Consider the following 21,238-nt stretch of genomic DNA (forward strand, 5'->3'; position numbering starts at 1 on the left):
GGTCGCTCGCTCGATGGAGAGAAGAGAAGAGAAGGAAAGAAAGGAAGGCTCAGGCCGGCAGCGCTGCCGGTTCGTGCGCCCTGGCCAGCAGCTCGACGGACGCATGGCGCTCCGCGAAGCCGGCCACGGGGATGTCGATGACGAACTCCTCGATGCCGTACTGCTCGCTCAGCGCATCGAGCGCATCGCGCACCTCTTCGCCGGTGCCGGCGATCACGTGGGGGCGGCGTTCTTCGGTCCGGTAGTCGCTCACGCCGGCCTGCCGCGCGAACTCGGCCGCGGCTTCGAGGCTGGGCAGGTTCACGCTCTGGCCGGTAGGCAGGTGCACGCGGAAGCTGCGCAGTGCGCCTACGAGCTCTGCGGCCTTCTCATGCGTTTCCGCCGCGAATGCGAAGAGCGCGAGCAAAGGGGCGCGCCCCGTCTCCGCGCGATAGGCTTCGATCGATCGTGCGAGGTTCACCGGGTCGCCGTTGAAATGACCCGCATAGGCGAACTGCCAGCCCAGTCGGGCCGCGAGCACCGCGCTCTCGGGGCTGCCGCCGAGCAGCACGCGCTGCGGCAGCTGCGGCGGATTGGGCGTGGCGACCGCTCCGGCCAGCGCATGCCCCGAGGCGATGCCCTCGTGCAGGAAGGCGTCGAGCTCGGACAGCCGGACGCCGAAGTCCTCGCCCTTCGTCTTCGCCGGATCGTGCAGCCATTGCAGCGCCTTGCTGGTCAGCGGCAGGCCACCGGGCGCCTTGCCGATGCCCAGGTCCACGCGCCCCGGCGCCAGCGAGGCCAGCACGCGGAAGGCCTCCGCCACCTTGAACGGGCTGTAGTGCTGCAGCATGACGCCGCCGGTGCCCACGCGGATGCGCGATGTCTTCGCGAGCACGTGCGCGGCCAGCACCTCGGGCGCCGATCCTGCGTAGTTCCGGTTGCCATGGTGCTCGGCGAGCCAGTAGCGCCGGTAGCCCAGCCGCTCGGCGCTCTGCGCGAGCGAGACGGTGTGCTGGAACGCCTGTGCGGCGTCGGCGCCTTCGGGGATCAGGCTCTTGTCGAGCAGGGACAGCGAATACGACACGATGTGCGGCGGGACATGCCCTTGAAAGAATTGCGTCAAATTCTCTTGGGCATCGCGCGCATCGTTTGCGCCGAATTTCTATATCGATATCTGCTGAATGCTCAGTCGCGTGTGTGCGAAAGAATCAATTTCGCGGCCTCGTGCGCACCGAGGGCAGCTGTGTCGACGACGAGATGCGGCGTGCTCCACGGCACGTAGTCGTGCCGCTGCACGGTCTCCCAGGTCGGCGGCACGAGGCCCGGCACGTCGATGCTGCGCTGCTCGACGCGGCGACGGTGCTCGGCAGTATCGGAGCACACGATCTCGACCTCGACGATGCGCGAGCCGGTGTCCACTGCAACCGCGCGCCATGCCTCGCGAGTGACCGGCAGTGGATTGACGCAATCGGCCAGGACCGTCTGCCCGAGCGAGAGATTTGAGCGGGCCAGCGCATAGGCCACGACATAGCCGGCCGGCCCTACGTCCGCGCCGGTCGAGCGCAGCGCCTGCTCGATGGTGTCGATGCGCAGATGCGCGCAAGGAATGAGCGCGGCGATCTCCCGCGCAATGGTGGTCTTGCCGGTGCCCGGCAATCCGCCCAGGACGATCAGCATGGCCTCGCCTCCACCCGGGCCCGACGGCCCGGCATGGCGCTCACCACGAATGCGGCAGCAGGGTCAGCATCGTGGCCGCGCGCAGCCGGCGCAGCGCCCTCAACGGCACATAGCCGTGCGGTGCGCGGCGCGCCAGCGCATGCGGTGAACTCGGGGGAATGCGCCATGCCTTCGCCGTCAGGTCGATCACATGGCGAGCCTGGGCGGCCGGGGAAACATAGTGGGTGCGCAGTTGCATGGCAGTGAATCGCGAAATGCTTTCTTGCGCCGATTCTGCTGGGCACCACCGCTCCTGCCAAAGACGGATTCCAAGTTTCCTGATTCGATTGGTGAATCGTGACGCGCACATTCAGGCGAAGTCGGTCGAAGGCTTCTCCCACAGATTGACGCCGCCTTCCACCGCGTACTTGTCGATCTCGGCGAGCTCCTCGGCGCTCAGCGGCGCATGCGAGAGCGCGGCCACGTTGTCGACGATCTGCTCGGGCCGGCTTGCGCCGATCAGCGCCGAGCTGACGCGCGGATCGCGCAGCGTCCAGGTCAGCGCGAGTTGCGCGAGCGTCTGGCCGCGGCGTCTTGCGATCTCGTTGAGCGCACGGGCACGCTCGACATTGGCCTCCGACAGGTGCTCCTGCTTCAGCGATCCGCCGCCGGGCCGGTTGATGCGTGCGTCGGGCGGGATGCCGTTGAGGTACTTGTCGGTGAGCAGGCCCTGCGCGAGCGGCGTGAAGGCGATGACGCCGGCGCCCAGTTCGTCGGTGGCGTTGAGCAGGTCTTTCTCGATCCAGCGGTTGAACAGGTTGTAGGCCGGCTGGTGGATGAGCAGCGGCACCTTCCACTCGCGCAGCAGCGCGGCGATCTCGCGCGTCTTGCCGGCCGAGTAAGAAGAAATGCCGATGTAGAGCGCCTTGCCCTGCTGCACGGCCTGGGCCAGCGCGGAGGCGGTTTCCTCCAACGGCGTGTGCGGATCGAAGCGGTGCGAATAGAAGATGTCGACGTAGTCCACGCCCAGCCGCTTCAGGCTCTGGTCGAGGCTCGCGAGCACGTATTTGCGCGAACCGCCGCCCTGGCCGTAGGGGCCGGGCCACATGTCCCAGCCGGCCTTGCTCGAGATGATGAGCTCGTCGCGGTACGGCTTGAAGTCTTCGCGCAGCAGCCGGCCGAAATTGGTCTCGGCGCTGCCGTAGGGTGGGCCGTAGTTGTTGGCCAGGTCGAAGTGGTTGATTCCGAGGTCGAAGGCGGTGCGCAGCAACTGGCGCTGCGTGGCGATGGAGGTGGTGTCCCCGAAGTTGTGCCAGAGCCCGAGCGAAATGGCGGGCAGCACGAGCCCGCTGCGCCCGACGCGGCGGTAGGGAATGGCGTCGTAGCGCTTGGAGTCGGCGTGGTAGGTCATGGGCGTGTCTTGTCCTGACGATGGATGAGGATGGAAAGGAGCCGTCGAGGATGCCCCCGCAGGCCCGGCGCGGCAAGCATTTCCACGCCGCTGTCGCACTTATCCGTCGCCGCATATGCATAGGCGGTTTTCTTCGTTGGCCCGGCGCGGAGCGCTTCCTAGCATCGGCGCTCCGCCAACTTGCAGAAAGAGCGCTCCCCCGCGCGAGCGTGCCGCCATGCCCATCGAGACCCCCGCCCTTCCTTCGCGTCCTTCGCGCCGCCACGCGCTCAAGACCTTCGCCTCGCTCGCCGCCGCCGGAGGCCTCGGCGGCGCCCTGCTCGCGGGCTGCTCGCGCGAGGAAGGCGGCAAGACCGCATCGGCCGGCGGCGCCCCGGCCGTGGTGAAGAAGACCGGCGACAAGGTCGCCTTCAAGTACCCGAACAACCCCTCGTTCGACCTGATCTACCTGGCCGACGAGCTGGGCTACTTCGAGGGCACGAACACCCGCCCCGACTACGTCGGCAAGATCGCCGCGCCGCAGATCATTCCGCTGGTGGGAACGGGCGAGATCGACTTCGGCAGCCGCATGGTGCCGCTGGTGATCTCCGCCATCGCCTCGGGCGCCGACCTGAAGGTGGTGGCCGCCGGCGGCAAGACGCTGCAGGAAGCGCCGCACATGAAGTACTTCGTACGCAAGGACTCGGGCATCCGCGAACCGAAAGACCTCGAAGGCAAGACCATCGGTTTCAACAGCTTCGGCGCATGCGCCGAGTTCGTCACCAAGAAGTACCTGCGCCAGCACGGCGTGGACGTGAACAAGATCAACTTCGTCGTCATTCCCGACGAGCAGGCCGAACAGACGCTGGTGACGCGCAACACCGACCTGGCGATCATCCACGCGCCCTTCTCCGGCCGCGCCGACAACGCCGACCAGCTGGTGCGCCTGTGGAGCGACTACGACCTGGACGGCGGCCTCGGAGGAATGGCGCCCTACAGCGCGCACGGCCAGTTCATCCGCCAGCACCCCGAGGCCGTGCGCGACGTGGTCGCGGCACTTGCCAAGGCCGGCAACTGGGTCAACGCCAACACCGAGGAAGCGCGCAAGCTGGTGGCCAAGCGCATCAACATGGACCTGAAGAACGTCGACCGCTATGCCTACGTCGACGACCTGGTGGTGACCGAGCCGCCGATCCAGTACTACATCGACATCCTGCAGTCCGAGGGCAAGCTGGCCGCCGGCAAGGTGTCGGTGAAGGACGTGTACACGAACGAGTTCAACCCGTTCGCCACCAGGACCTGAGCACTCGCCCATGAGCATCAAGATCTCTGCCCGCGACGTGCGGATGGACTACGCGGCGCGCGGCGCGAGCGATCGCGTTCGCGTGCTCGAAGGCTTCGACCTCGACGTGCGCGAGGGCGAGTTCCTCTCGGTGCTCGGGCCCTCGGGCTGCGGCAAGTCGACCTTTCTCGGCATCCTGGCCGGGCTCACCGAGCGCACCGGCGGGCGCATCGCCATCAACGGCCAGCCGCTTTCGGGCATCAACCGCAACCAGGGCGTGGTGTTCCAGGGCTATGCGCTCTTTCCGTGGCTGTCGGTACTGGACAACATCGCGGTCGGGCTGGAGATACGCGGCATCGGCAAGGCCGAGCGCCGCCGCACCGCGCACGAATACCTGGAGCTGGTCGGCCTGCACGGCTTCGCCGACCGCTACCCGCACGAAATCTCGGGCGGCATGAAGCAGCGCGTGGCCATCGCGCGCTCGCTGGCCTACAAACCCGACGTGCTGCTGATGGACGAGCCCTTCGCCGCGCTCGACGCGCAGACGCGCGAGATCCTGCAGGGCGAGCTGCTGCGCATCTGGGAGCAGTACCGCAAGACCATCGTCTTCATCACGCACAGCCTGGAGGAAGCCGTGTACCTGTCGGACCGCGTCGCGGTGATGACGCAGCGGCCCGGGCGCATCAAGGACATCATCGACATCCCGCTCGCGCGGCCCCGTTCGGCGGAGCTGCGCCACACGGCCGAGTTTGCGGCGCTGCGCCAGCGCGCCTGGGAAGTGCTGAAAGACGAAGTGCAGATCGGCCTGCGGCCCAGGTCGCTCGAAGGAGTCGTATCGTGAGCGCGGTGCTCGACGCGCCGGTGGTCCGGTCGCCGAACCGAATCCTGAAGCTCGCGCGCGGCTTCGGCCGGGTGGCCGAGCGCGGCATCGGCATCGTGATCTTTCTGGCGCTGTGGGAGGCCTTGCCGCGCCTGGGCATCGTGAGCGACGCCTACCTGAGCCCGCCCTCCGCCGTGATCGCGAGCATCGCGCAGCTTGTCGACACGGGCCAGCTCTGGAAGCACCTGGTGGCCAGTCTGCAGCGCTCGCTGTGGGGGCTGGTGCTCGCGAGCTTCTCGGGCGTGGTGCTGGGCCTGCTGATCGGCAGCTCGAAGCGGCTGGCCGCCATCGTCGATCCGGTGCTGCAGCTCTTTCGCCAGACCTCGGCCTTCGCGCTGTTCCCGGTGTTCATCCTGTTCCTGGGCATCGGCGAGCTGTCGAAGGTGGCGATCATCTTCTGGGCCTCGTTCTGGCCGGTGCTGCTGAGCACGGTGGGCGGCGTGAAGCAGGTCGACCGGCTGCTGGTGAACTCGGCGCTGTCGATGGGCGCGTCGCGGCGCTTCATCTTCTTCAAGGTGGTGCTGCCGGCCTCGCTGCCGTCCATCTTCACCGGCGTGAGGCTGGCGGGCGCCTACAGCATCACGGCGCTGGTGGCGGCCGAGATGATCGGTGCGCACTCGGGGCTGGGCTTTCTCACGCTGAACTCGCAGGAGACCTTCCAGATACCGACGATGTACGCGGGCATCCTGCTGCTGGCTGTGGTGGGGCTGGTGCTCAACTACCTGCTCGCGCTGCTGGAGCGACGGCTGCTGCGCTGGCGGCGGGGGCTGAGCCTCGATGAGTGAAGCAGCCGCCCCTGTCTCCCCTTCCGCCCCTGCCTCGCGTCGTCGCCGGCTCGCGCTGGCCGGCGTGTCGCTGGTCGCGGCCGCCGCGCTTGCGGGCCTGGGTGCTTCCTGGGCCTCGGGCAGCCGGCTGAGCGAACTGCCCAAGGGGCCGGTGCTGGCCAAGGCCATCGAACGCGGCACGCTGGTCGTCGGCGTGCGCCGCTACCCGCGGCCAGCGCCGCCCGAGGCACCCACGCCACCGGAGCCCGATGGCTTCGACGCCACACTGGCGCGCGAGCTGGCCCGCTCGCTGAACCTGAAGCTCGAACTCGTGGGGCTGGACGTCGCCGCGCAGGAAGCCGCATTGCGCGAGGGCCGCGTCGACCTGCTGGTCGCCGGCGTGCCGACGACGGCCGCGCCCAAGGGCATCGACGCGGCGCCCGGCAGCTACGACACCGGCAGCGGCCTGGTGGTCGCGCTGCGCAAGGGCCGCGTGCAGGATGCCGAAGCGCTGCGCGGCGCATCGGTCTGCGTGGGCGAAGGCTCTGGCTATGCCGGCGCGGTGTCGCTGCGCTTCGGGGCCGAGCCGCACAGCTACCCCTCTTCCGTGCACGCGGTGTCGGCCTTCATGGCCGGCGAATGCACGGCGCTGGCAGAAGACGCGGAAGTGCTGGAGCGCCTGCTCAAGAACGACGAGTGGCGCTTCTACAAGCCGCTGGCGAGCGGCCTGCGTCCGCCGTCGGATGCGGCCATCCGCCTGCCGCAGGGCGACGCCGCCTCGCGCGACTACCTGGCCGCCGCGCTGCGTCAGTGGCGCGCCGACGGCACGCTGGCCCAGGCACGCGGCGCGCGGGCGGGCAACCTGCAGTTCGAGATCACGCTGCTCAAGGACGGCTTCATCTGCCACTCCTGAGCAGCCGGGGAGCGCCTCAGGCCTGCGGGGCGCGCCATTCGGCCAGAGCGAAGTCGCGGTTCACGAGGTTCTCGGCCAGCAGGAACTTCTTCACCTCGTCGAGCAGCGCCAGCCCTTCGGCCGGGTACGCAGCTTCGGGAAAGTGCGACAGCGGATGCGAGATCTTCACGATCTCCAGCGGAAAGCCGCTCACCTCCGAGTGGAAGGCGTAATAGTCGGCACTGTTGCGGTGGATCTCCTGCAGGGCAGTCCGCCGGGCGCGCGTCCAGGCTGCGGGCAGCCCCGGAGAGGCGGCCAGCAGCTTGCCCGAAGCGACGATCACCGATGTGCCGCGCAGCGTCGGATGCTTCTCGGCCTCGTCGATCACCGGATAACCGCGCGAGGCCAGCAGCGGCCCCACGTCGATCTGCGCCGCGAAGGCCGCGATCGAGCCCTGGTCGAGCGCAGCCTCGCCGTCGCGCGGGAACATGTGGATCACCTTCACGGACTTCTGCAGACCGTTCTCGCGAAGCAGGCCCAGCACGTAGCGATGCATGTAGGAGCCGCGCGCCACGCCGATGGACTGGCCCTCGAGTTCCTTCACGCTGCGCACGCCATTGCGCGGCGTGAGCAGCCAGACGTTCATGCCCACCGCGTCGAAGCCGATGAGTTGCCCGTCGAGCCCGCGCGAGCGCGCCACGACGGCGGGCGTGTCGCCGTAGATGCCGACGTCGAGCGCGCCCGAGAGAAACGCCTCGTTGAGGTCGGGCCCGTTCGGGAAATTGCGCGTCGTCACCTCCCTGAAGCCCAGCGGCGCCAGCTCGCGCAGCAGGTGTCCTTGCCGCAGCGCCCAGCCGGTGGCGTTCGCGGGCTTCTTGCCGGGGCCGATGTAGCCCAGGCGCAGCATCTGGCCGCTGCCTTGTTGCTGCTGCGCGATGGAGAAGACTGGCAATGCGCTCGCGGCGGCAGCGGCAGTCGCGGCGACGGCGCCGCGCAGCACGCGGCGGCGGCTTGGAAGATCGGACATCGAAAAGACTCTGGAGAAGAAAAACAGATTCAGTGCGCGCGCCGCAGCAGCTCGAAGCTCGCATCGGCCGATGCGGTCGATTGCCTGCCACGGCCCCAGCCGACGGCGCTGCGGTAGCTGCCCATCAGGGCCGCGGCGGCGGCATCGCGCTCCTCGGCCGTGGCGCTGCGGTCCGCGATGGGCGCGACGTAGAGCGCGTCTTCCGGGCAGTACAGCTCGCACATGAAGCAGGTCTGGCAGTCGTCCTGCCGTGCAATGCGCGGCGGGCCGCCCTCCACCGTCTCGAACACATTGGTCGGGCAGGCGTTCACGCAGATGTTGCAGGCGGTGCAGCGTTCGGCGCTGATGACTTCGATCATGCGGCCACCTCTTCCTTTACCGCATGCCGCTGCACCCAGACCTCGTCGAGCCCGCCGCTGAGCAGCCGGTGGCGCTGCGACGGATCGAGCTTGCCGTGCTCGCGCCGGCGGTGCATGCCGCGCGTCTCGGTGCGTTGCAAGGCGCTGCGGTACATCCAGCGCGAGGTGGCGAGCATGGCTGCGGCCTCACGGGCGCGCACGGCTTCCGTCGCGGTTGCAGCAGGCGCGCTGGTGCGCAGGCGCTCCCAGAGGGCATCGAGCCGCGAGAGCGAATCGCGCAGCGCGTCGCCTTCGCGGAACCAGTTGCGCTCGTAGGGGAAGACTTCGGCCTGCACTGCGCGCACCACTTCCTGGCTGTCGAAAGCCGTGGCCCCGCGCGACGAGAGCGCTACGCCGCCAGCTCGCAAGACGGTGCGCTGCGATGACCGGGCACGCGCATCGCGCCCGAAGGCCGCCGCGCCCGCTCCGGCCCAGAAGCCCGAGGACAGCGCCCAGGCCGCGTTGTGGCTGCCGCCGCCCGTGAAGCCGCCGCAGATCAGCTCGCGCGTCGCGGCGTCACCCGCCGCGTAGAGGCCGGGCACTGAGGTGGCGCAGCTGTCGTCCACCAGGTGCAGGCCGCCGGTGCCGCGCACCGTGCCTTCGAGCCGCAGCGTCACCGGGAAGTGCTGCGTGAATGGGTCGATGCCCTGCCGGTCGAAGGAGACGAAGAAGTTGGGCTGCGCGGTGCGCATCCACGCGCGGATCTGCGCGTCGGCGCGGTCGAGGCATGCGAACACGGGCTGCGACTGCAGCGTCTGCGCGATCACGCCGCGCCCCTTCGAGGAGCCCGCGCCCTCGATCGCCACGCCGTCGGCCGTGTAGAAGGTCGCCCAGTTGTAGAACAGCGACTTGGTGACCGAAGAGAACGCAGGCCCGAGCCCATAGGCGTTCGAGAACTCCATGCCTGAGAGCGCCGCGCCCACTTCGGCCGCCATCAGCTGGCCGTCGCCCGTGAGCACGTTGCAGCCCAGCGCGCGGCTCAGGAAGGCGCAGCCGCCGGTGGCGATGACCACGGCGCCGGTGCGCGCCACCCAGCTCTCGCCCGTCTGGCGGTTCACGCCGGTGGCGCCGCAGACGATGCCGTGCTCGTCCACCAGCAGTTCGAGCGCGGGGCTGTGGTCGAGGATGCGCGCACCCGACTCCTTGACCCGCTTGCGCATCAGGCGCATGTATTCGGGGCCTTGCAGCGAGGTACAGCGCAGCGCGCCCTGGTCGTCGGCGGGAAAGGGGTAGCCCCAGTCCTTGAGCCGTTCGACGTTGGCCCAGGTCTGCTCGAGCACGCGGTCCATCCATGCATGCTCGGCGAGATGGCCGCCCATCGCGAGCCGGCTGGCCTTGGCCTCCTCGCGCGCCTTGCCTTCGGGCGACACGTGCCACAGCCCCGTGCCCGAAGGCGCGGTCGCGCCCGAGGTGCCGCAGAAGCCTTTGTCGGCGAGCAGCACGCGCGCACCCTGCGCGGCGGCGCTCACGGCAGCCCATGCACCGGCCGGGCCGCCGCCGATCACCAGAACGTCGGCCTCGTGCCGCGCGGAGCCGTCCGCCCCGGAAAGAAGATGCCGCTCGAAATCCCTCGCGCCCATGGTCGATCGCCTCGCAGTGCAAAGACCGAGACCGTATCAACGGGCGCCGCCGCGCACAAAGAAGGAAAGCGCGCATCGATATGCGGCTTGTGCGGGCGCGGGCAGAATGCCGCCTCCGCAAGACCGAGGCAGCGACCGCCATGAACATCACCATCTCGCCCGCCACCGAGGAGGAACTCCGCTCCGGCGAGCTCGGCCGCAAGCTGCGCCACTACAACTACGGCTTCGTCGGCGAGTATCCCGAGCAGAAGTACATCCGCCTCAACGCGAAGGACGAAAACGGGCGACTGCTGGGCGGGCTGCGCGGCTTCGTCTTCCTGTACTGGCTCAACATCGAAGTGCTTTTCGTGGAAGAAGACACCCGGGGCACGGGCCTCGGCAGCCGCCTTCTGGCCAAGGCCGAGCGGCAGGCCATCGCGCTGGGCGCGACGAATGCGAAGCTCGACACCTTCGAATGGCAGGCGCGCGGCTTCTACCTGAAGCAGGGCTACGAGGAATACGCCCGCATCGACGACTACGCGCCCGGCTTCTACCTGGCGCTCATGAAGAAGTCGCTGCAGGCGCCCTGAAGCGGACTACTTCGGCGCGGCGCCTCCCGCCCCGACCGCACGGTTCTCCACCAGCCCTTCCCTGGGCAGCAGCAGGGCCAGCGCGATCACGCCCAGGCTCACGACCAGCATCATCACGAAGGTGAGATGCAGCGAGCCGCCCAGCGCGAGCCGGATGCCCGCGTCGCCCGCGACCGAGCCGTGCACGCCCTGCAGCAGCATGCGCAGCTGCTCGTCGCTGAACATCGGCCGCCCATCGCCGTGTGTAAGCCCGAAGTTGAAGACCGCGCCGAAGAAGGCCGCCCCCAGCGCGCTGCCGAGGTTGCGCGAGAACACGTTCGAGGCCGTGGCGACGCCGCGCTGCGCGAGATCTACGCCCTCCTGGATAAGGATCAGCGAACTCAGGCTCATCACGCCCATACCCAGTCCGATGATGAAGGAGCCGACCGCAGGCAGCACCGGTGAGCTCCCCGTCCCCAGCAGCACGAATGTCGAAGTGCCCACCGGGATCAGCGCCGCGCCGGCGACCACCATGCGCCACAGGCCGATGCGATGGAAGGTGCGCGAGGTCAGCGTCGCGCCGATGGGCCAGCCCAGCATCACCATCGTGAGCGTGAGGCCGGCCGTGACCGAGGAGCGCTCCAGCACCACCTGCACGTACATCGGCAGGAAGGTGGTGATGCCGATCAGCACCATGCCGGCGAGCATGGCCGCGCCGTTGACGGTGGCGATCATGCGTGCGCCCCACAGGCGCAGCGACACCATCGGATCGGCCGCGCGGCGCTCCTGCGCGATGAAGAGCACCAGCGTGACCACGAAGAGCCCCGCCCACGCGAGCGCCACGCCCGAGTTGCCCACGCCGAATTCGGTGAGCGAGATCATCAGCGCCGCGATGCCGATGGTGAAGAGCACCGCGCCCACCATGTCGATGGACGAGCGCCGCACCGTGGGCGCCTCGTGCAGGAAGAGCCAGAAGCCGGCCGCGGCGGCCAGCCCGATGGGCACGTTGACCCAGAAGATCCACGCCCACGAGAGCTTCTGCACGATGAGCGCGCCGATCATCGGCCCCACCACCGCCGACACCGCCCACACGCTCGCGAGCCAGCCCTGCACCTTGCCGCGCTCGCGCACCGGGTAGAGATCGCCCACGATGGTGAGCGACACCGGCTGGATCGCGCCCGCGCCAATGCCCTGGATAAGCCGGAAGCAGATCATGGCCGGCATCGACCACGAGAAGCCCGCCAGCACCGAGCCGATGACGAAGACCGCGATGCCCACGAACATGATGGGCTTGCGGCCGTACAGGTCGGAGAGCTTGCCGAACACCACCGTCATCGCGGTCTGCGCCAGCAGGAAGGAGGCGAACACCCAGCTGTAGAGATGCAGACCTCCCAGCTCGGAGGCGATCTGCGGCATCACGGTGGAGACGATGGTGGCTTCTATGGCCACCATCGCCATGGAGGCCATGATCGAGGCGATGACCAGTGGGCGGCTTGTTGTTCTTTGGGGCGTGGAGGTCATGAGCCATGCATGCTATAGACGGCATGAGCCCCTGTCCCCCGCTCGGGCTCTCGGGCGTGGCCCGTTCCTCAGGCTGGGCTAAGACTGGCCTCCGGCAGACTCTTCGCTTCAGCCTTCGCGGCATCGCGATAGCGCTTGGGCGACACGCCCACGCTGCGCTTGAAGGCGTTGCTGAACGCGCTTTCCGAGGTGTAGCCGAGCGACAGGCCCAATGCGAGCAGCGACGTTGTGCCCTCGCGCAGGCCCTGCTCGGCCAGGCGCATGCGCCAGTTGTGCAGGTAGGTCAGCGGCGGCACGCCGGCCGCGGCCTTGAAGCGCGTGGCGAAGGTGGTGCGCGACATGGCCACAGCATGCGCCAGCTCTTCCAGCTGCCAGGCCCTGGCCGGATCGCCGTGCATCAGCCGCAGCGCGGGCGCGATGCGCGGATCGCCGAGCGCGCGCAGCCAGCCGGCGGGCAGCGCATCGGGTTGCGATTGCGCCATGTGCGCGCGCAGCAGCTGCACGAACATCAGTTGCGCGAGCTGGGCCGAGGCGACGCCTGCGCCGGGCAGTTCGCCTTCGCGCTCGCGCACGATCTGGTCGAGCAGCCATTGCAGCACCGGGGCCTGCGGCGACGAGGCCCTGGCGTGGATCCATGGCGGCAGCATGTCCGCCAGCAGCGCGCCGGCGTGCGGGTCGAGCCTGATCTTTCCGCCGATCTGTACGTGGTCCTCGCCTTCCCCGAAACGCGCGATGCCGCTGAAGCCGCCGGTCAGCAGGCTGGCCGCCTCCACCGGTGGCAGGGCCGGGTCGCTCGCCACCACGAAGGGCCTGCACTGCGAGAACAGCACCACGTCGCCGGCCTCCACCCGCAGGGGCTCCTGCTCGCCCTCGGCCGTGAACCAGCACACGCCCTTCACCACCGCGAAGAACTTGATGTAGTCGAAGGCCGGGAAGCGCACCGACCACGGGCCGCCCATCGAGAACACGGCCGAGACGACGGTCTGCGCCTTGGTCAGCCGGATGATTTCGGAGAAGGGGTCTGCGCTCATTTCCGGACTATCGCGCAAAAAAAGCGCACTGGAGCGCATTCATCGTTTGATTCCTCGAGCCTAGAGTCGGGGCCAAGGAAGAACACGCCCCATAGAACACGACCCATGAATCCATCGCCCCTCGCACCTTCATCGACCGTTCTCGTCACCGGCGGAACCGGCTTCGTCGCCGGCTGGTGCATCGCCGAGCTCCTGCGGCGCGGCTACACGGTACGCACCACCGTTCGCAGCCTTTCGAAGGAAACCGGCGTGCGCGCCAGCGTCGCATCCGTCGTTGCCGGCGCCGACGACCGCCTGAGCTTCCACGTTGCCGACCTCACCAGCGACAGCGGCTGGGACGCGGCCGTCGCCGGCTGCGACTACGTGCTGCACGTGGCCTCGCCGCTGGGCAACGACTCGCCCTCGGGCACCGATGCGCTGCTGGCGCCCGCCCGCGACGGCACCCTGCGCGTGCTGCGCGCCGCGACCCGTGCCGGCGTGAAGCGCGTGGTAATGACCTCGTCGCTCGCCGCTGCCACGCCCTCGCGCAGCAACGAAGGGGCCGTAGCCGACGAGAACGTCTGGACCGACCTGAACGACACCGGCAAGACCAACGCCTACCGGATGTCCAAGGCCATCGCCGAGCGCGCGGCCTGGGACTTCATGAAGGACCATGGCGGCGAGACGACGCTCTCCACCGTGCTGCCCGGCGCGGTGTTCGGCCCGGTGATGGGCTCGCAGAACCTCGGCTCGGTGCTGGTGATCGGCCGCATTCTCGGCGGCAAGCTGCCGGGCAATCCGCGCATCGGCTTCAGCATCGTCGACGTGCGCGACCTCGCCGACCTGCACGTCCGCGCCATGACCGCGCCCGAGGCAGCGGGCCAGCGCTTCATCGCCATCCGCGACTTCATGTGGATGGCCGACATCGCGGGCGAACTGCGCGCCCGGCTCGGCGAGCAGGCCCGCAAGGTGCCGACGCGCACGCTGCCCGACTTCGTGCTGCGCCTTGCCGCGGTGTTCGACAAGGCGCTGCACAACGTCACGCCGCTGCTGGGCCGCAAGCTGAGCTTCAGCTCGGCGAAGGCGCAGCAGGTGCTCGGCTGGGCGCCGCGCCCCGCGAAGGCCACGGTGGTCGACTGCGCGCGCAGCCTGATCGAGGCCGGCGTCGTCGCCTGAAGCTCAGGCCAGCGCCGAGGTGCCGTCGTAGATGTAGCGGCGCGACCAGGGCAGCGTCTTCGCCGCCCTGCCCGCCTTGCGCCCGACGATCTGGTAGATCGCCACGTCGTCGTTCTCGAAGGCATAGGCGCAGCCCGCGAGGTACACGCGCCAGATGCGGAACTTCTCTTCGTCGACGAGCGCGCGCGCCTTGTCGCTGTTGGCCTCGTAGGAATCGCTCCAGCAGCGCAGAGTCTGCGCGTAGTGGCGACGCAGGTTCTCCACGTCGAAGGCCTCGAGGCCGCCCTGCTGCATGGCCTGCAGCGCGAGGCTGATGTGCGGCAGCTCGCCGTTGGGGAACACGTAGCGGTCGATGAAGTCGCCGCCGCCGTACGACACGCCGCCGCCCTCGGGGTCGGACGAGGTGATGCCGTGGTTCATCACCACGCCGTCGTCGGCCAGGAGCTCCTGCACGTGCCTGAAGTACGTCTGCAGGTTCTTGCGCCCCACGTGCTCGAACATGCCGACGCTGGTGATGCGGTCGAACTGGCCGGTCACGTCTCGGTAGTCCTGCAGGCGGATCTCGATGCGGTCTTCCAGGCCCGCGGCGCGCACGCGCTCGGTCGCGAGGTCGAACTGGTTCTGCGACAGCGTCACGCCCACGCAGCGCGCGCCGAACTTCTGCGCCGCGCGGATCACCAGCGCGCCCCAGCCGCAGCCGATGTCGAGCAGGGTCTGGCCCGGCTTCAGTTCGATCTTGGTGAGGATGTGGTCGATCTTCTTCAGCTGCGCGGTGGCGAGGTCTTCGTCACCGTTCTCGAAGTAGGCGCACGAGTACACCATGTTCGGGTCGAGCCAGAGCTGGTAGAACTCGTTGGAAACGTCGTAGTGATACTGGATGGACTTCTTGTCCGAGGACTTGGTGTGCGTGAAGTAGCGCGCCATGTTCTGCAGCGCGCCGCCGGGCTTTTCCATCGACGTCCTGGCCAGGCCGTAGGCGATGTCGATCACGTCGCTGAGCTTGCCCTCGATGTCGATCTTGCTCTTGACGTAGGCCTCGCCCAGGTTGTCGAGCGTGGGCTGCAGCATCAGCGACAGCGCCGCGGGCGACTTCACGTGCAGCGTGACGGAAGGTCCGCTGAAGTTGCCGAAGTCGAAGGACTGGCCATCCCACAGGGTGAGCCGCGCCGGCAGGTTAGCGCGTTCGCGCACGCCGGCGCTCCACTGCGCCAGCTTCTTTTCCCAAAGCATGCATTTCTCCGTGTTGTTGAGTTCTCCCGTCCGGACGGGTGCGTCGCTGCAGTGGGCAAAACAATAACGAAGTTCCGCCGAACGTGCATGGTCACGTCAGCGCAAGAAATCGCAGCAAGTGCTAGAAGGGGGCGGCGCGCAATGCCCGAATTTCAGGCGGCTTCCATCGACGCCGCGCCCATCGCGTCGTTGCCCGCCTCGCCCAGCCAGCGGCGCTTGTCGCGCAGCGGCGGCGCACCGAACATGCGGCCGTACTCGCGCGCGAACTGCGAGGTGCTTTCGTAGCCCACGCTGTGCGCGGCGCTCGCCACGTCGGCGCCGGCGATCAGCATCTGGCGCCTCGCCTCCTGCAGCCGCAGCTGCTTCTGGTACTGCAGCGGGCTCATCGCTGTCACGGCCTTGAAGTGATGGTGGAACGACGACACGCTCATGTGCACCGCCCGCGCCATGTCTTCCACCCGCAGCGACTGGGCGTAGTTCATGCGCAGCGCGCTGATGGCCTTGGTGATGCGCTGCGTGTGGCTGTCCTGCAAGGCGATCTGCCGCAGCCGCGCGCCCTCTCCGTTGACCAGCAGGCGATACATGATCTCGCGCTTGATGAGCGGCGCCACGATGGGCACGTCTTCCGGCGTGTCAAGCAGCCGCAGCAGGCGCAGCACCGGCTCGAGCACGGGCATGGCGATGCGGTTGACGTACATGCCACGCGAGGCCGGCGCGTTGGCCTTGGCGGGCAGCTTCTCGTCGCCGATGAGGTCGCCGATCTCGTCGAGGGCCAGCTCCAGCCTCACGCCCAGGTAGGGCTCGCTCTCGCTCGTCACGCAGACCTGGCCGCACACCGGCAGGTCGACCGAGGTCACGAGGTAGTGCATCGGGTCGTACACGTAGATGTCGTCGCCCACGATGATGCGCTTGGAGCCTTGCGCGATGAGCCCCAGCGCCGGGGACGCGAAGCCGTGCTTGGGCCCTTCGGGCTTGCGGATGCAGAACACCTGCAGGCCGGGCACCGCCGTGACGACCGTGCCCTCCTGGCCTCGGGTGATGTGCTCGATGAGCGCCACCAGTTCCTTGCGGGCGTCGTCGAGTTCGGGTTCCAGCGGCATCGGCTGGGCGATGGCGGCTGCGATTTCGGGTGTTTCGTCGGACATGTTCGGGCACCTTGTCACGATGGGGCCGGCAGGAACCGGCAGGCAGGGGCGGATTGCCCTCTGGAGGAATGAGCGGATCGGAGCTTAGCGCCGCTCTCCCCGCTTCGCACGCGCCGCGGGGGAGGTCTGGAGAAATAGGCAAGACCTTTGCAGGAACGCGCGCGCCGGCGGCCGGGCCGCGGCGGGATACTTTTTCAGGCCTTCCGCGCTCCTGCGGCATCTACCGGACCGGGCACGGACGCCTCCATCGCAAAGGAACATTTCTCCATGCAGTACCGCAAATTCGGCCGCACCGGCCTTTTCGTTTCCGAACTGTGCCTCGGCACCATGACTTTCGGCGGCTCCTCCGGCATCTGGGGCCAGATCGGCAACCTCCAGCAGTCAGAAGCCGAGGGCCTGATCGGCCGCTCGCTGGACGCCGGCATCAACTTCATCGACACGGCGGACGTGTACTCCGAAGGCCAGTCCGAAGTCATCACCGGCCAGGCGCTGAAGAACCTCAAGGTGCCGCGCGACAGCTTCGTGCTGGCCACCAAGGTGCTGGGCGAAACCGGCAGCAAGGGTGTCAACTCCGCCGGCGCCTCGCGTTTTCACATCATGGACGGCGTGAAGGCCAGCCTGCAGCGCCTGCAGCTGGACCACATCGACCTGTACCAGATCCACGGCTTCGACCCCGTCACGCCCATCGAGGAAACCGTGCACGCGCTCGACAACCTGGTTCGCCAGGGCCACGTGCGCTACGTGGGCGTCTCGAACTGGGCGGCCTGGCAGATCGCCAAGGCGCTGGGCATCGCCGAGCGCGACCGGCTGGCGCGCTTCGAGTCGCTGCAGGCCTACTACACCATCGCCGGGCGCGACCTGGAGCGCGAGCTGGTGCCGCTGCTGCGCAGCGAGAACGTCGGCCTGATGGTGTGGAGCCCGCTGGCGGGCGGCCTGCTGAGCGGCAAGTACGGCCGCGACACCGAAGCGGAGAAAGGCAGCCGCCGCACCACCTTCGACTTTCCGCCGGTGAACGTCGAACGCGCCTACGACTGCATCGACGTGATGCGCCAGCTGGCGGAAGCACGCGGCGTGTCGGTCGCGCAGATCGCGCTGGCATGGCTGCTGCACCAGCAGGTGGTGACCAGTGTGATCATCGGCGCCAAGCGCGCCGAGCAGCTGGACGACAACATCGCGGCCACCGCCATCAAGCTCACGGCCGACGAGCTCGCCACGCTGGACAAGGTGAGCGCGCTGCCGGCCGAATACCCCGGCTGGATGCTCGAGCGCCAGGGCGGCGTGCGCGGCAAGCGGCTGGAAGAGTCAGGCCGCCGCGGCTGAGGCCGTCGTCTCCGACGTTTCCGGCATCGGGCGACGCGCGGCATGCGCCGCCGTCGCCCGCAGCGCGCGCAGGTCGATGTGGCGGGCGGCGCCGGCCGCATCGGGCCGCTCCAGGTGCGGCACGATGCCGAGCAAGGGCGCGCCGATCCGCGCGCGCAGGGTCTGCAGGTTGGCCTGCGGCGCGAGCATCGACGGATCGACCATGCTCGCCACCCAGCCCGCCAGCACCAGCCCTCGGGCGCGGATGGCCTCGGCGCTCAGCAGCGCATGGTTGAGGCAGCCCAGCCGCAGGCCGACCACCAGGATCACCGGCAGGCCCAGCGCAACTGCCAGGTCGGCACTGTCGAGGTCGTCGCCAAACGGCACGCAGAAGCCGCCCACGCCCTCCACCACCACGGCATCGGCACGCGCCGAAAGCTCGTCGAACGCCGAGAGCATCGGCTGCAGCTCGATGCGCACGTCTTCCTGCCGCGCCGCGAGGTGTGGCGACATCGGCGCGCGCAGCAGGTACTGGCAACGCAGCGCCAGCGGGGCATCGACGTTGCCGGCGGCGCGCAGCTGTTCCACGTCCTCGTTGCGCCATTCACCATCGATTTCTTCCAGCCCCGCCGCCACCGGCTTCATGCCGACCGCGCGCAGGCCCGAGCCGGCCAGCAGGCTCAGCATGGCGCTGCTGACGAGCGTCTTGCCGATGCAGGTGTCGGTGCCGGTCACGAACCACGCCCGGTGCGTCATGCGGCTTCCTTCGCAGGCCGGAACAGGGCCTCGCCCAATGCATCGACCAGCCGCGCGACATCGCCTTCGCCGTGGCTGGCCGACAGCGCGATGCGCAGCCGCGCGGTGCCTGCCGGCACGGTGGGCGGGCGGATCGCTCCGACGCGCAGGCCGTGGCCGTCGAGTTGCGCCATGATCCGCATCGCGCGCGCGTTGTCGCCCACGATCAGCGGCTGGATCGCAGTGGGCGACTCGGCCAGCCATGCGCTGCCGTCCGCCGGCAGCACCGCCTTCAGGCCGCTGCGCAACTGCGCGATGCGCGCCAGCAGCCGGGCGCGACGCTCAGCGCCCTCCTCGCCCTCGATGAGCGCCAGGCTCGCAAGCAGCGCATGCGCAACCGCCGGCGGCGCGGCCGTGGTGAAGATGTACGGCCGCGCGCGCTGCACCAGGTAGTCGACGACGGTGCGGTGCGCCGCCACGAAGGCACCCGACACGCCCGCCGCCTTGCCCAGCGTGCCGACCAGCACCAGCCGCTCGGAGCGCAGGCCCAGGGCTTCGGGCACGCCGCGCCCCGTCGCGCCGAGCACGCCGAAGCCGTGCGCGTCGTCGATCACCAGCCATGCGTCGTGCCGCTCGGCCAGCGCGAGCAGTTCGGCCACCGGCGCGATGTTGCCGTCCATGCTGAACACCGCGTCGCTCACGATGATCTTTACCGGCGCATCGCAGCTGGCGAGCTGGGTGTCGAGCGCGGCCACGTCGCAATGCGGGTAGCGCTCGACGCGCGCCTTGGCGAGCCGCGCGCCGTCGATCAGCGAAGCGTGGTTGAGCGATTCCGAGAAGATGACCGCATCGGCCCCGCCCAGCGCCGACAGCACCGCTAGGTTGGCCATGTAGCCGGTGCAGAAGAACAGGCTGCGCGCTTGCGGGATGAAGGGCGACATCCAGTCCGCGAGCCTTTCCTCGAGCTGCGCGTGGGCGCGCGAGTGGCCGAGGATCAGGTGCGAGCCACCGCTGCCCGTGCCGTAGAGCGCGGCGCCTTCGGCCCACGCCTTGGCGAGCGCCGGATGCGCCGCGAGACCGAGGTAGTCGTTGCTGCTGAAGCCGAGCATGGTGCGCGGCGCGGCGGCGCCTGCCAGCGTGAGGGTCTGCTCCGGCGCGCAGGCTGTTTCGGCGATCTGCCTCCTGCGGCGCAGCGACAAGGCATCGAGCGCGTCGATCTCTTCCTGCAGGCGGTCAAGCAAGCGCGACATCGTGGGTTCCTTCCTTCGGGTTGGTTTCCATGGTGGCCTTCAGCGTGGCCAGCGTGCCGTCGACCAGCCGGTCGATCTCGCCGTCGCCTATCGCGTAGGGCGGCATCAGGTACACGGTGTTGCCGATCGGCCGCATCAGCAGCCCCTGCGCGCGCGCTGCCAGGTGGAAGCGCTCGGCGAAGCGCGCACCCGGCTCGCGCACGTCGAAGGCCGTGATCATTCCGCGCTGCCGCAGATGGTCTGCATGCTGGCCTTCGAGTCCGTCGCGCAGCCGCTGCAGCAGCCGCGCCGCGCGGTCGCGGTTGCGTCGCAGCGCGTCTTCCGACTCGAACAGGTCGAGCGTGGCCAGTGCAGCACGACAAGCCAGCGCGTTGCCGGTGTATGAATGCGAATGCAGGAAGCTGCGCGCCGCGTCGTCGTCGACGAAGGCGTCGTGGATGGCGTCGCGCGTCATCACCAGCGCGAGCGGCAGGTAGCCGCCGCTGATGCCTTTCGACAGGCACAGGAAGTCGGGCCAGATGCCGGCCTGCTCGCAGGCGAAGAAGCTGCCGGTGCGCCCGCAGCCCACTGCGATCTCGTCGGCGATGAGGTGCACGCCGTGGCGGTCGCACAGGGCGCGTACGAGCAGCAGGTACTCGGGATCGTGCATCGCCATGCCGGTAGCGCACTGCACCAGCGGCTCGACGATCACGGCGGCGATGGTGTCGTGCTGTTCGGCCAGCAGCGCCTCGAGTTCGGCGGCCGCGCGGCGTGCGACATCGGCCGCGCCCTCGCCCGCACGTGCGTTACGCGCGTCGGGCGAGGCGACCAGGTGCGCGTTCGCGAGCAAGGGCGCATAGGCGTCGCGGAACACCGGTACGTCGGTCACGTGCAGCGCGCCCAGCGTTTCGCCGTGATAGCCCTGCTTCAGCGCGACGAAGCGCCGCTTGCCGCTACGACCCGCGTTGCGCCAGAAGTGGAAGCTCATCTTCAGCGCGATCTCCACCGCCGAAGCGCCGTCTGACGCATAGAAGCAGTGGCCCAGCGCCAGCCCCGTGAGCGCGGAGAGCCGCTCGGCCAGTTCCACCGCGGGCGCGTGCGTGCAGCCGGCGAGCATCACGTGCGACAGCGTGTCGAGCTGCTGCTTCAGTGCGTCGTTGATCGCGGGATGTGCGTGCCCGAAGAGATTGACCCACCACGAACTGGTGGCGTCCATGTAGCGCCGGCCCTCCTGGTCGAAGAGCCACACGCCCTCGCCGCGCGCGATGGGCAGCGGCGGCACCGCTTCGAGCCGGATGCTCTGCGTGCACGGATGCCAGACGTGGAGCCGGCTGCGCCGCTGCAGATCGGCATTGGAGGATGAGGAGAAAGCAGTCTTCGGAGGCACCCGCGCAGTCCTTTCGTGAGGGCAAGGCGCGGGATCGTATAGACGCGTTCACGGGGCGGCAAACCACCGCGCCGCGCGTGAAATGACGGGCCGATCAGCGACGTTCAGCG

At 68.9% G+C, this 21,238-nt stretch carries 21 protein-coding genes; 7 read left to right on the forward strand and 14 right to left on the reverse strand.

The genetic code is table 11. From position 1 onward, the window contains the following. Positions 1 to 49 precede the first annotated feature (49 nt). The 4 genes from EJP69_RS03070 to mgrA form a co-directional block, all read right to left on the reverse strand. Positions 50 to 1,063, reverse strand: a complete 1,014-nt coding sequence (locus EJP69_RS03070; RefSeq protein WP_126468694.1) for an LLM class flavin-dependent oxidoreductase — start codon at positions 1,061 to 1,063, stop codon at positions 50 to 52. Positions 1,064 to 1,164: 101 nt separating this feature from the next. Beyond that, on the reverse strand, positions 1,165 to 1,656 hold the full coding sequence (locus EJP69_RS03075) for a P-loop nucleotide/nucleoside kinase family protein (protein ID WP_126468695.1): 492 nt from the start codon (positions 1,654 to 1,656) through the stop codon (positions 1,165 to 1,167). Between the two features lie 40 nt (positions 1,657 to 1,696). After that, on the reverse strand, positions 1,697 to 1,894 hold the full coding sequence (locus EJP69_RS03080; RefSeq protein WP_093195239.1) for a hypothetical protein: 198 nt from the start codon (positions 1,892 to 1,894) through the stop codon (positions 1,697 to 1,699). A gap of 111 nt (positions 1,895 to 2,005) precedes the next feature. After that, complete coding sequence (gene mgrA, locus EJP69_RS03085) at positions 2,006 to 3,046, reverse strand: L-glyceraldehyde 3-phosphate reductase (RefSeq protein WP_093195240.1); 1,041 nt, start codon at positions 3,044 to 3,046, stop codon at positions 2,006 to 2,008. Positions 3,047 to 3,263: 217 nt separating this feature from the next. Here mgrA and EJP69_RS03090 point away from each other — a divergent pair, with 217 nt between their 5' ends. Genes EJP69_RS03090 through EJP69_RS03105 form a run of 4 tightly spaced genes read left to right on the forward strand, consistent with a single transcriptional unit; the run spans position 3,264 to position 6,864 of the window. Further along, positions 3,264 to 4,328, forward strand: coding sequence for an ABC transporter substrate-binding protein (locus EJP69_RS03090; RefSeq protein WP_126468696.1), 1,065 nt, complete (start codon positions 3,264 to 3,266; stop codon positions 4,326 to 4,328). Positions 4,329 to 4,338: 10 nt separating this feature from the next. Further along, positions 4,339 to 5,148: an ABC transporter ATP-binding protein gene (locus EJP69_RS03095; RefSeq protein ID WP_093195242.1), complete on the forward strand. Its 810-nt coding sequence runs from the start codon at positions 4,339 to 4,341 to the stop codon at positions 5,146 to 5,148. Further along, positions 5,145 to 5,972 (forward strand): ABC transporter permease, encoded by an 828-nt coding sequence (locus tag EJP69_RS03100; RefSeq protein WP_126468697.1) that lies wholly within the window; start codon positions 5,145 to 5,147, stop codon positions 5,970 to 5,972. The genes EJP69_RS03095 and EJP69_RS03100 overlap by 4 nt, the downstream gene beginning before the upstream one ends. Further along, complete coding sequence (locus EJP69_RS03105) at positions 5,965 to 6,864, forward strand: substrate-binding periplasmic protein (protein WP_126468698.1); 900 nt, start codon at positions 5,965 to 5,967, stop codon at positions 6,862 to 6,864. Before EJP69_RS03100 ends, EJP69_RS03105 begins: the two co-directional genes overlap by 8 nt. 16 nt (positions 6,865 to 6,880) lie before the next feature. On the opposite strand, the gene EJP69_RS03110 is transcribed toward EJP69_RS03105, so the two are convergent. Genes EJP69_RS03110 through EJP69_RS03120 form a run of 3 tightly spaced genes read right to left on the reverse strand, consistent with a single transcriptional unit; the run spans position 6,881 to position 9,848 of the window. Next, on the reverse strand, positions 6,881 to 7,870 hold the full coding sequence (locus EJP69_RS03110; protein ID WP_126468699.1) for an ABC transporter substrate-binding protein: 990 nt from the start codon (positions 7,868 to 7,870) through the stop codon (positions 6,881 to 6,883). 29 nt (positions 7,871 to 7,899) lie between these two features. After that, positions 7,900 to 8,229 (reverse strand): 4Fe-4S dicluster domain-containing protein, encoded by a 330-nt coding sequence (locus tag EJP69_RS03115; protein ID WP_093195245.1) that lies wholly within the window; start codon positions 8,227 to 8,229, stop codon positions 7,900 to 7,902. Beyond that, positions 8,226 to 9,848, reverse strand: coding sequence for an FAD-dependent oxidoreductase (locus EJP69_RS03120; RefSeq protein WP_126468700.1), 1,623 nt, complete (start codon positions 9,846 to 9,848; stop codon positions 8,226 to 8,228). Before EJP69_RS03120 ends, EJP69_RS03115 begins: the two co-directional genes overlap by 4 nt. 140 nt (positions 9,849 to 9,988) lie before the next feature. Here EJP69_RS03120 and EJP69_RS03125 point away from each other — a divergent pair, with 140 nt between their 5' ends. Next, positions 9,989 to 10,417 (forward strand): GNAT family N-acetyltransferase, encoded by a 429-nt coding sequence (locus EJP69_RS03125; protein ID WP_126468701.1) that lies wholly within the window; start codon positions 9,989 to 9,991, stop codon positions 10,415 to 10,417. A gap of 6 nt (positions 10,418 to 10,423) precedes the next feature. On the opposite strand, the gene EJP69_RS03130 is transcribed toward EJP69_RS03125, so the two are convergent. Together EJP69_RS03130 and EJP69_RS03135 are read right to left on the reverse strand one after the other, a co-directional pair. Beyond that, entirely contained in the window at positions 10,424 to 11,917 is a 1,494-nt protein-coding gene (locus EJP69_RS03130) for an MFS transporter (protein ID WP_093195247.1), read from the reverse strand. A gap of 68 nt (positions 11,918 to 11,985) precedes the next feature. After that, complete coding sequence (locus EJP69_RS03135; protein ID WP_126468702.1) at positions 11,986 to 12,948, reverse strand: AraC family transcriptional regulator; 963 nt, start codon at positions 12,946 to 12,948, stop codon at positions 11,986 to 11,988. 105 nt (positions 12,949 to 13,053) lie between these two features. On the opposite strand from EJP69_RS03135, the gene EJP69_RS03140 reads away from it, so the two are divergent. Continuing rightward, complete coding sequence (locus EJP69_RS03140; protein ID WP_093303164.1) at positions 13,054 to 14,103, forward strand: SDR family oxidoreductase; 1,050 nt, start codon at positions 13,054 to 13,056, stop codon at positions 14,101 to 14,103. 3 nt (positions 14,104 to 14,106) lie between these two features. Here EJP69_RS03140 and EJP69_RS03145 read toward each other — a convergent pair whose 3' ends face one another. Beyond that, positions 14,107 to 15,333, reverse strand: coding sequence for an SAM-dependent methyltransferase (locus tag EJP69_RS03145; protein WP_093195250.1), 1,227 nt, complete (start codon positions 15,331 to 15,333; stop codon positions 14,107 to 14,109). Positions 15,334 to 15,485: 152 nt separating this feature from the next. Continuing rightward, positions 15,486 to 16,478, reverse strand: a complete 993-nt coding sequence (locus EJP69_RS03150) for an AraC family transcriptional regulator (protein WP_093195251.1) — start codon at positions 16,476 to 16,478, stop codon at positions 15,486 to 15,488. A gap of 267 nt (positions 16,479 to 16,745) precedes the next feature. Between EJP69_RS03150 and EJP69_RS03155 the strand changes: the two genes are divergently transcribed. Continuing rightward, positions 16,746 to 17,798 (forward strand): aldo/keto reductase, encoded by a 1,053-nt coding sequence (locus EJP69_RS03155; RefSeq protein ID WP_093195252.1) that lies wholly within the window; start codon positions 16,746 to 16,748, stop codon positions 17,796 to 17,798. Here the strand turns inward: EJP69_RS03155 and bioD are convergent. From bioD to bioA, 3 genes are read right to left on the reverse strand one after another with little or no spacing between them, the layout of a single operon-like run. Next, complete coding sequence (gene bioD, locus EJP69_RS03160; protein ID WP_126468703.1) at positions 17,781 to 18,533, reverse strand: dethiobiotin synthase; 753 nt, start codon at positions 18,531 to 18,533, stop codon at positions 17,781 to 17,783. The two genes, EJP69_RS03155 and bioD, sit on opposite strands and share 18 nt — an antisense overlap. Further along, entirely contained in the window at positions 18,530 to 19,762 is a 1,233-nt protein-coding gene (gene bioF / locus EJP69_RS03165; protein ID WP_126468704.1) for an 8-amino-7-oxononanoate synthase, read from the reverse strand. The genes bioD and bioF overlap by 4 nt, the downstream gene beginning before the upstream one ends. Then, positions 19,746 to 21,128, reverse strand: coding sequence for an adenosylmethionine--8-amino-7-oxononanoate transaminase (bioA, locus tag EJP69_RS03170; RefSeq protein ID WP_126468705.1), 1,383 nt, complete (start codon positions 21,126 to 21,128; stop codon positions 19,746 to 19,748). The genes bioF and bioA overlap by 17 nt, the downstream gene beginning before the upstream one ends. Between the last annotated feature and the right edge of the window lie 110 nt (positions 21,129 to 21,238).

Source organism: Variovorax gossypii, assembly GCF_003965815.1.
In the GTDB taxonomy this organism is placed as follows: Bacteria; Pseudomonadota; Gammaproteobacteria; order Burkholderiales; family Burkholderiaceae_C; genus Variovorax; species Variovorax gossypii.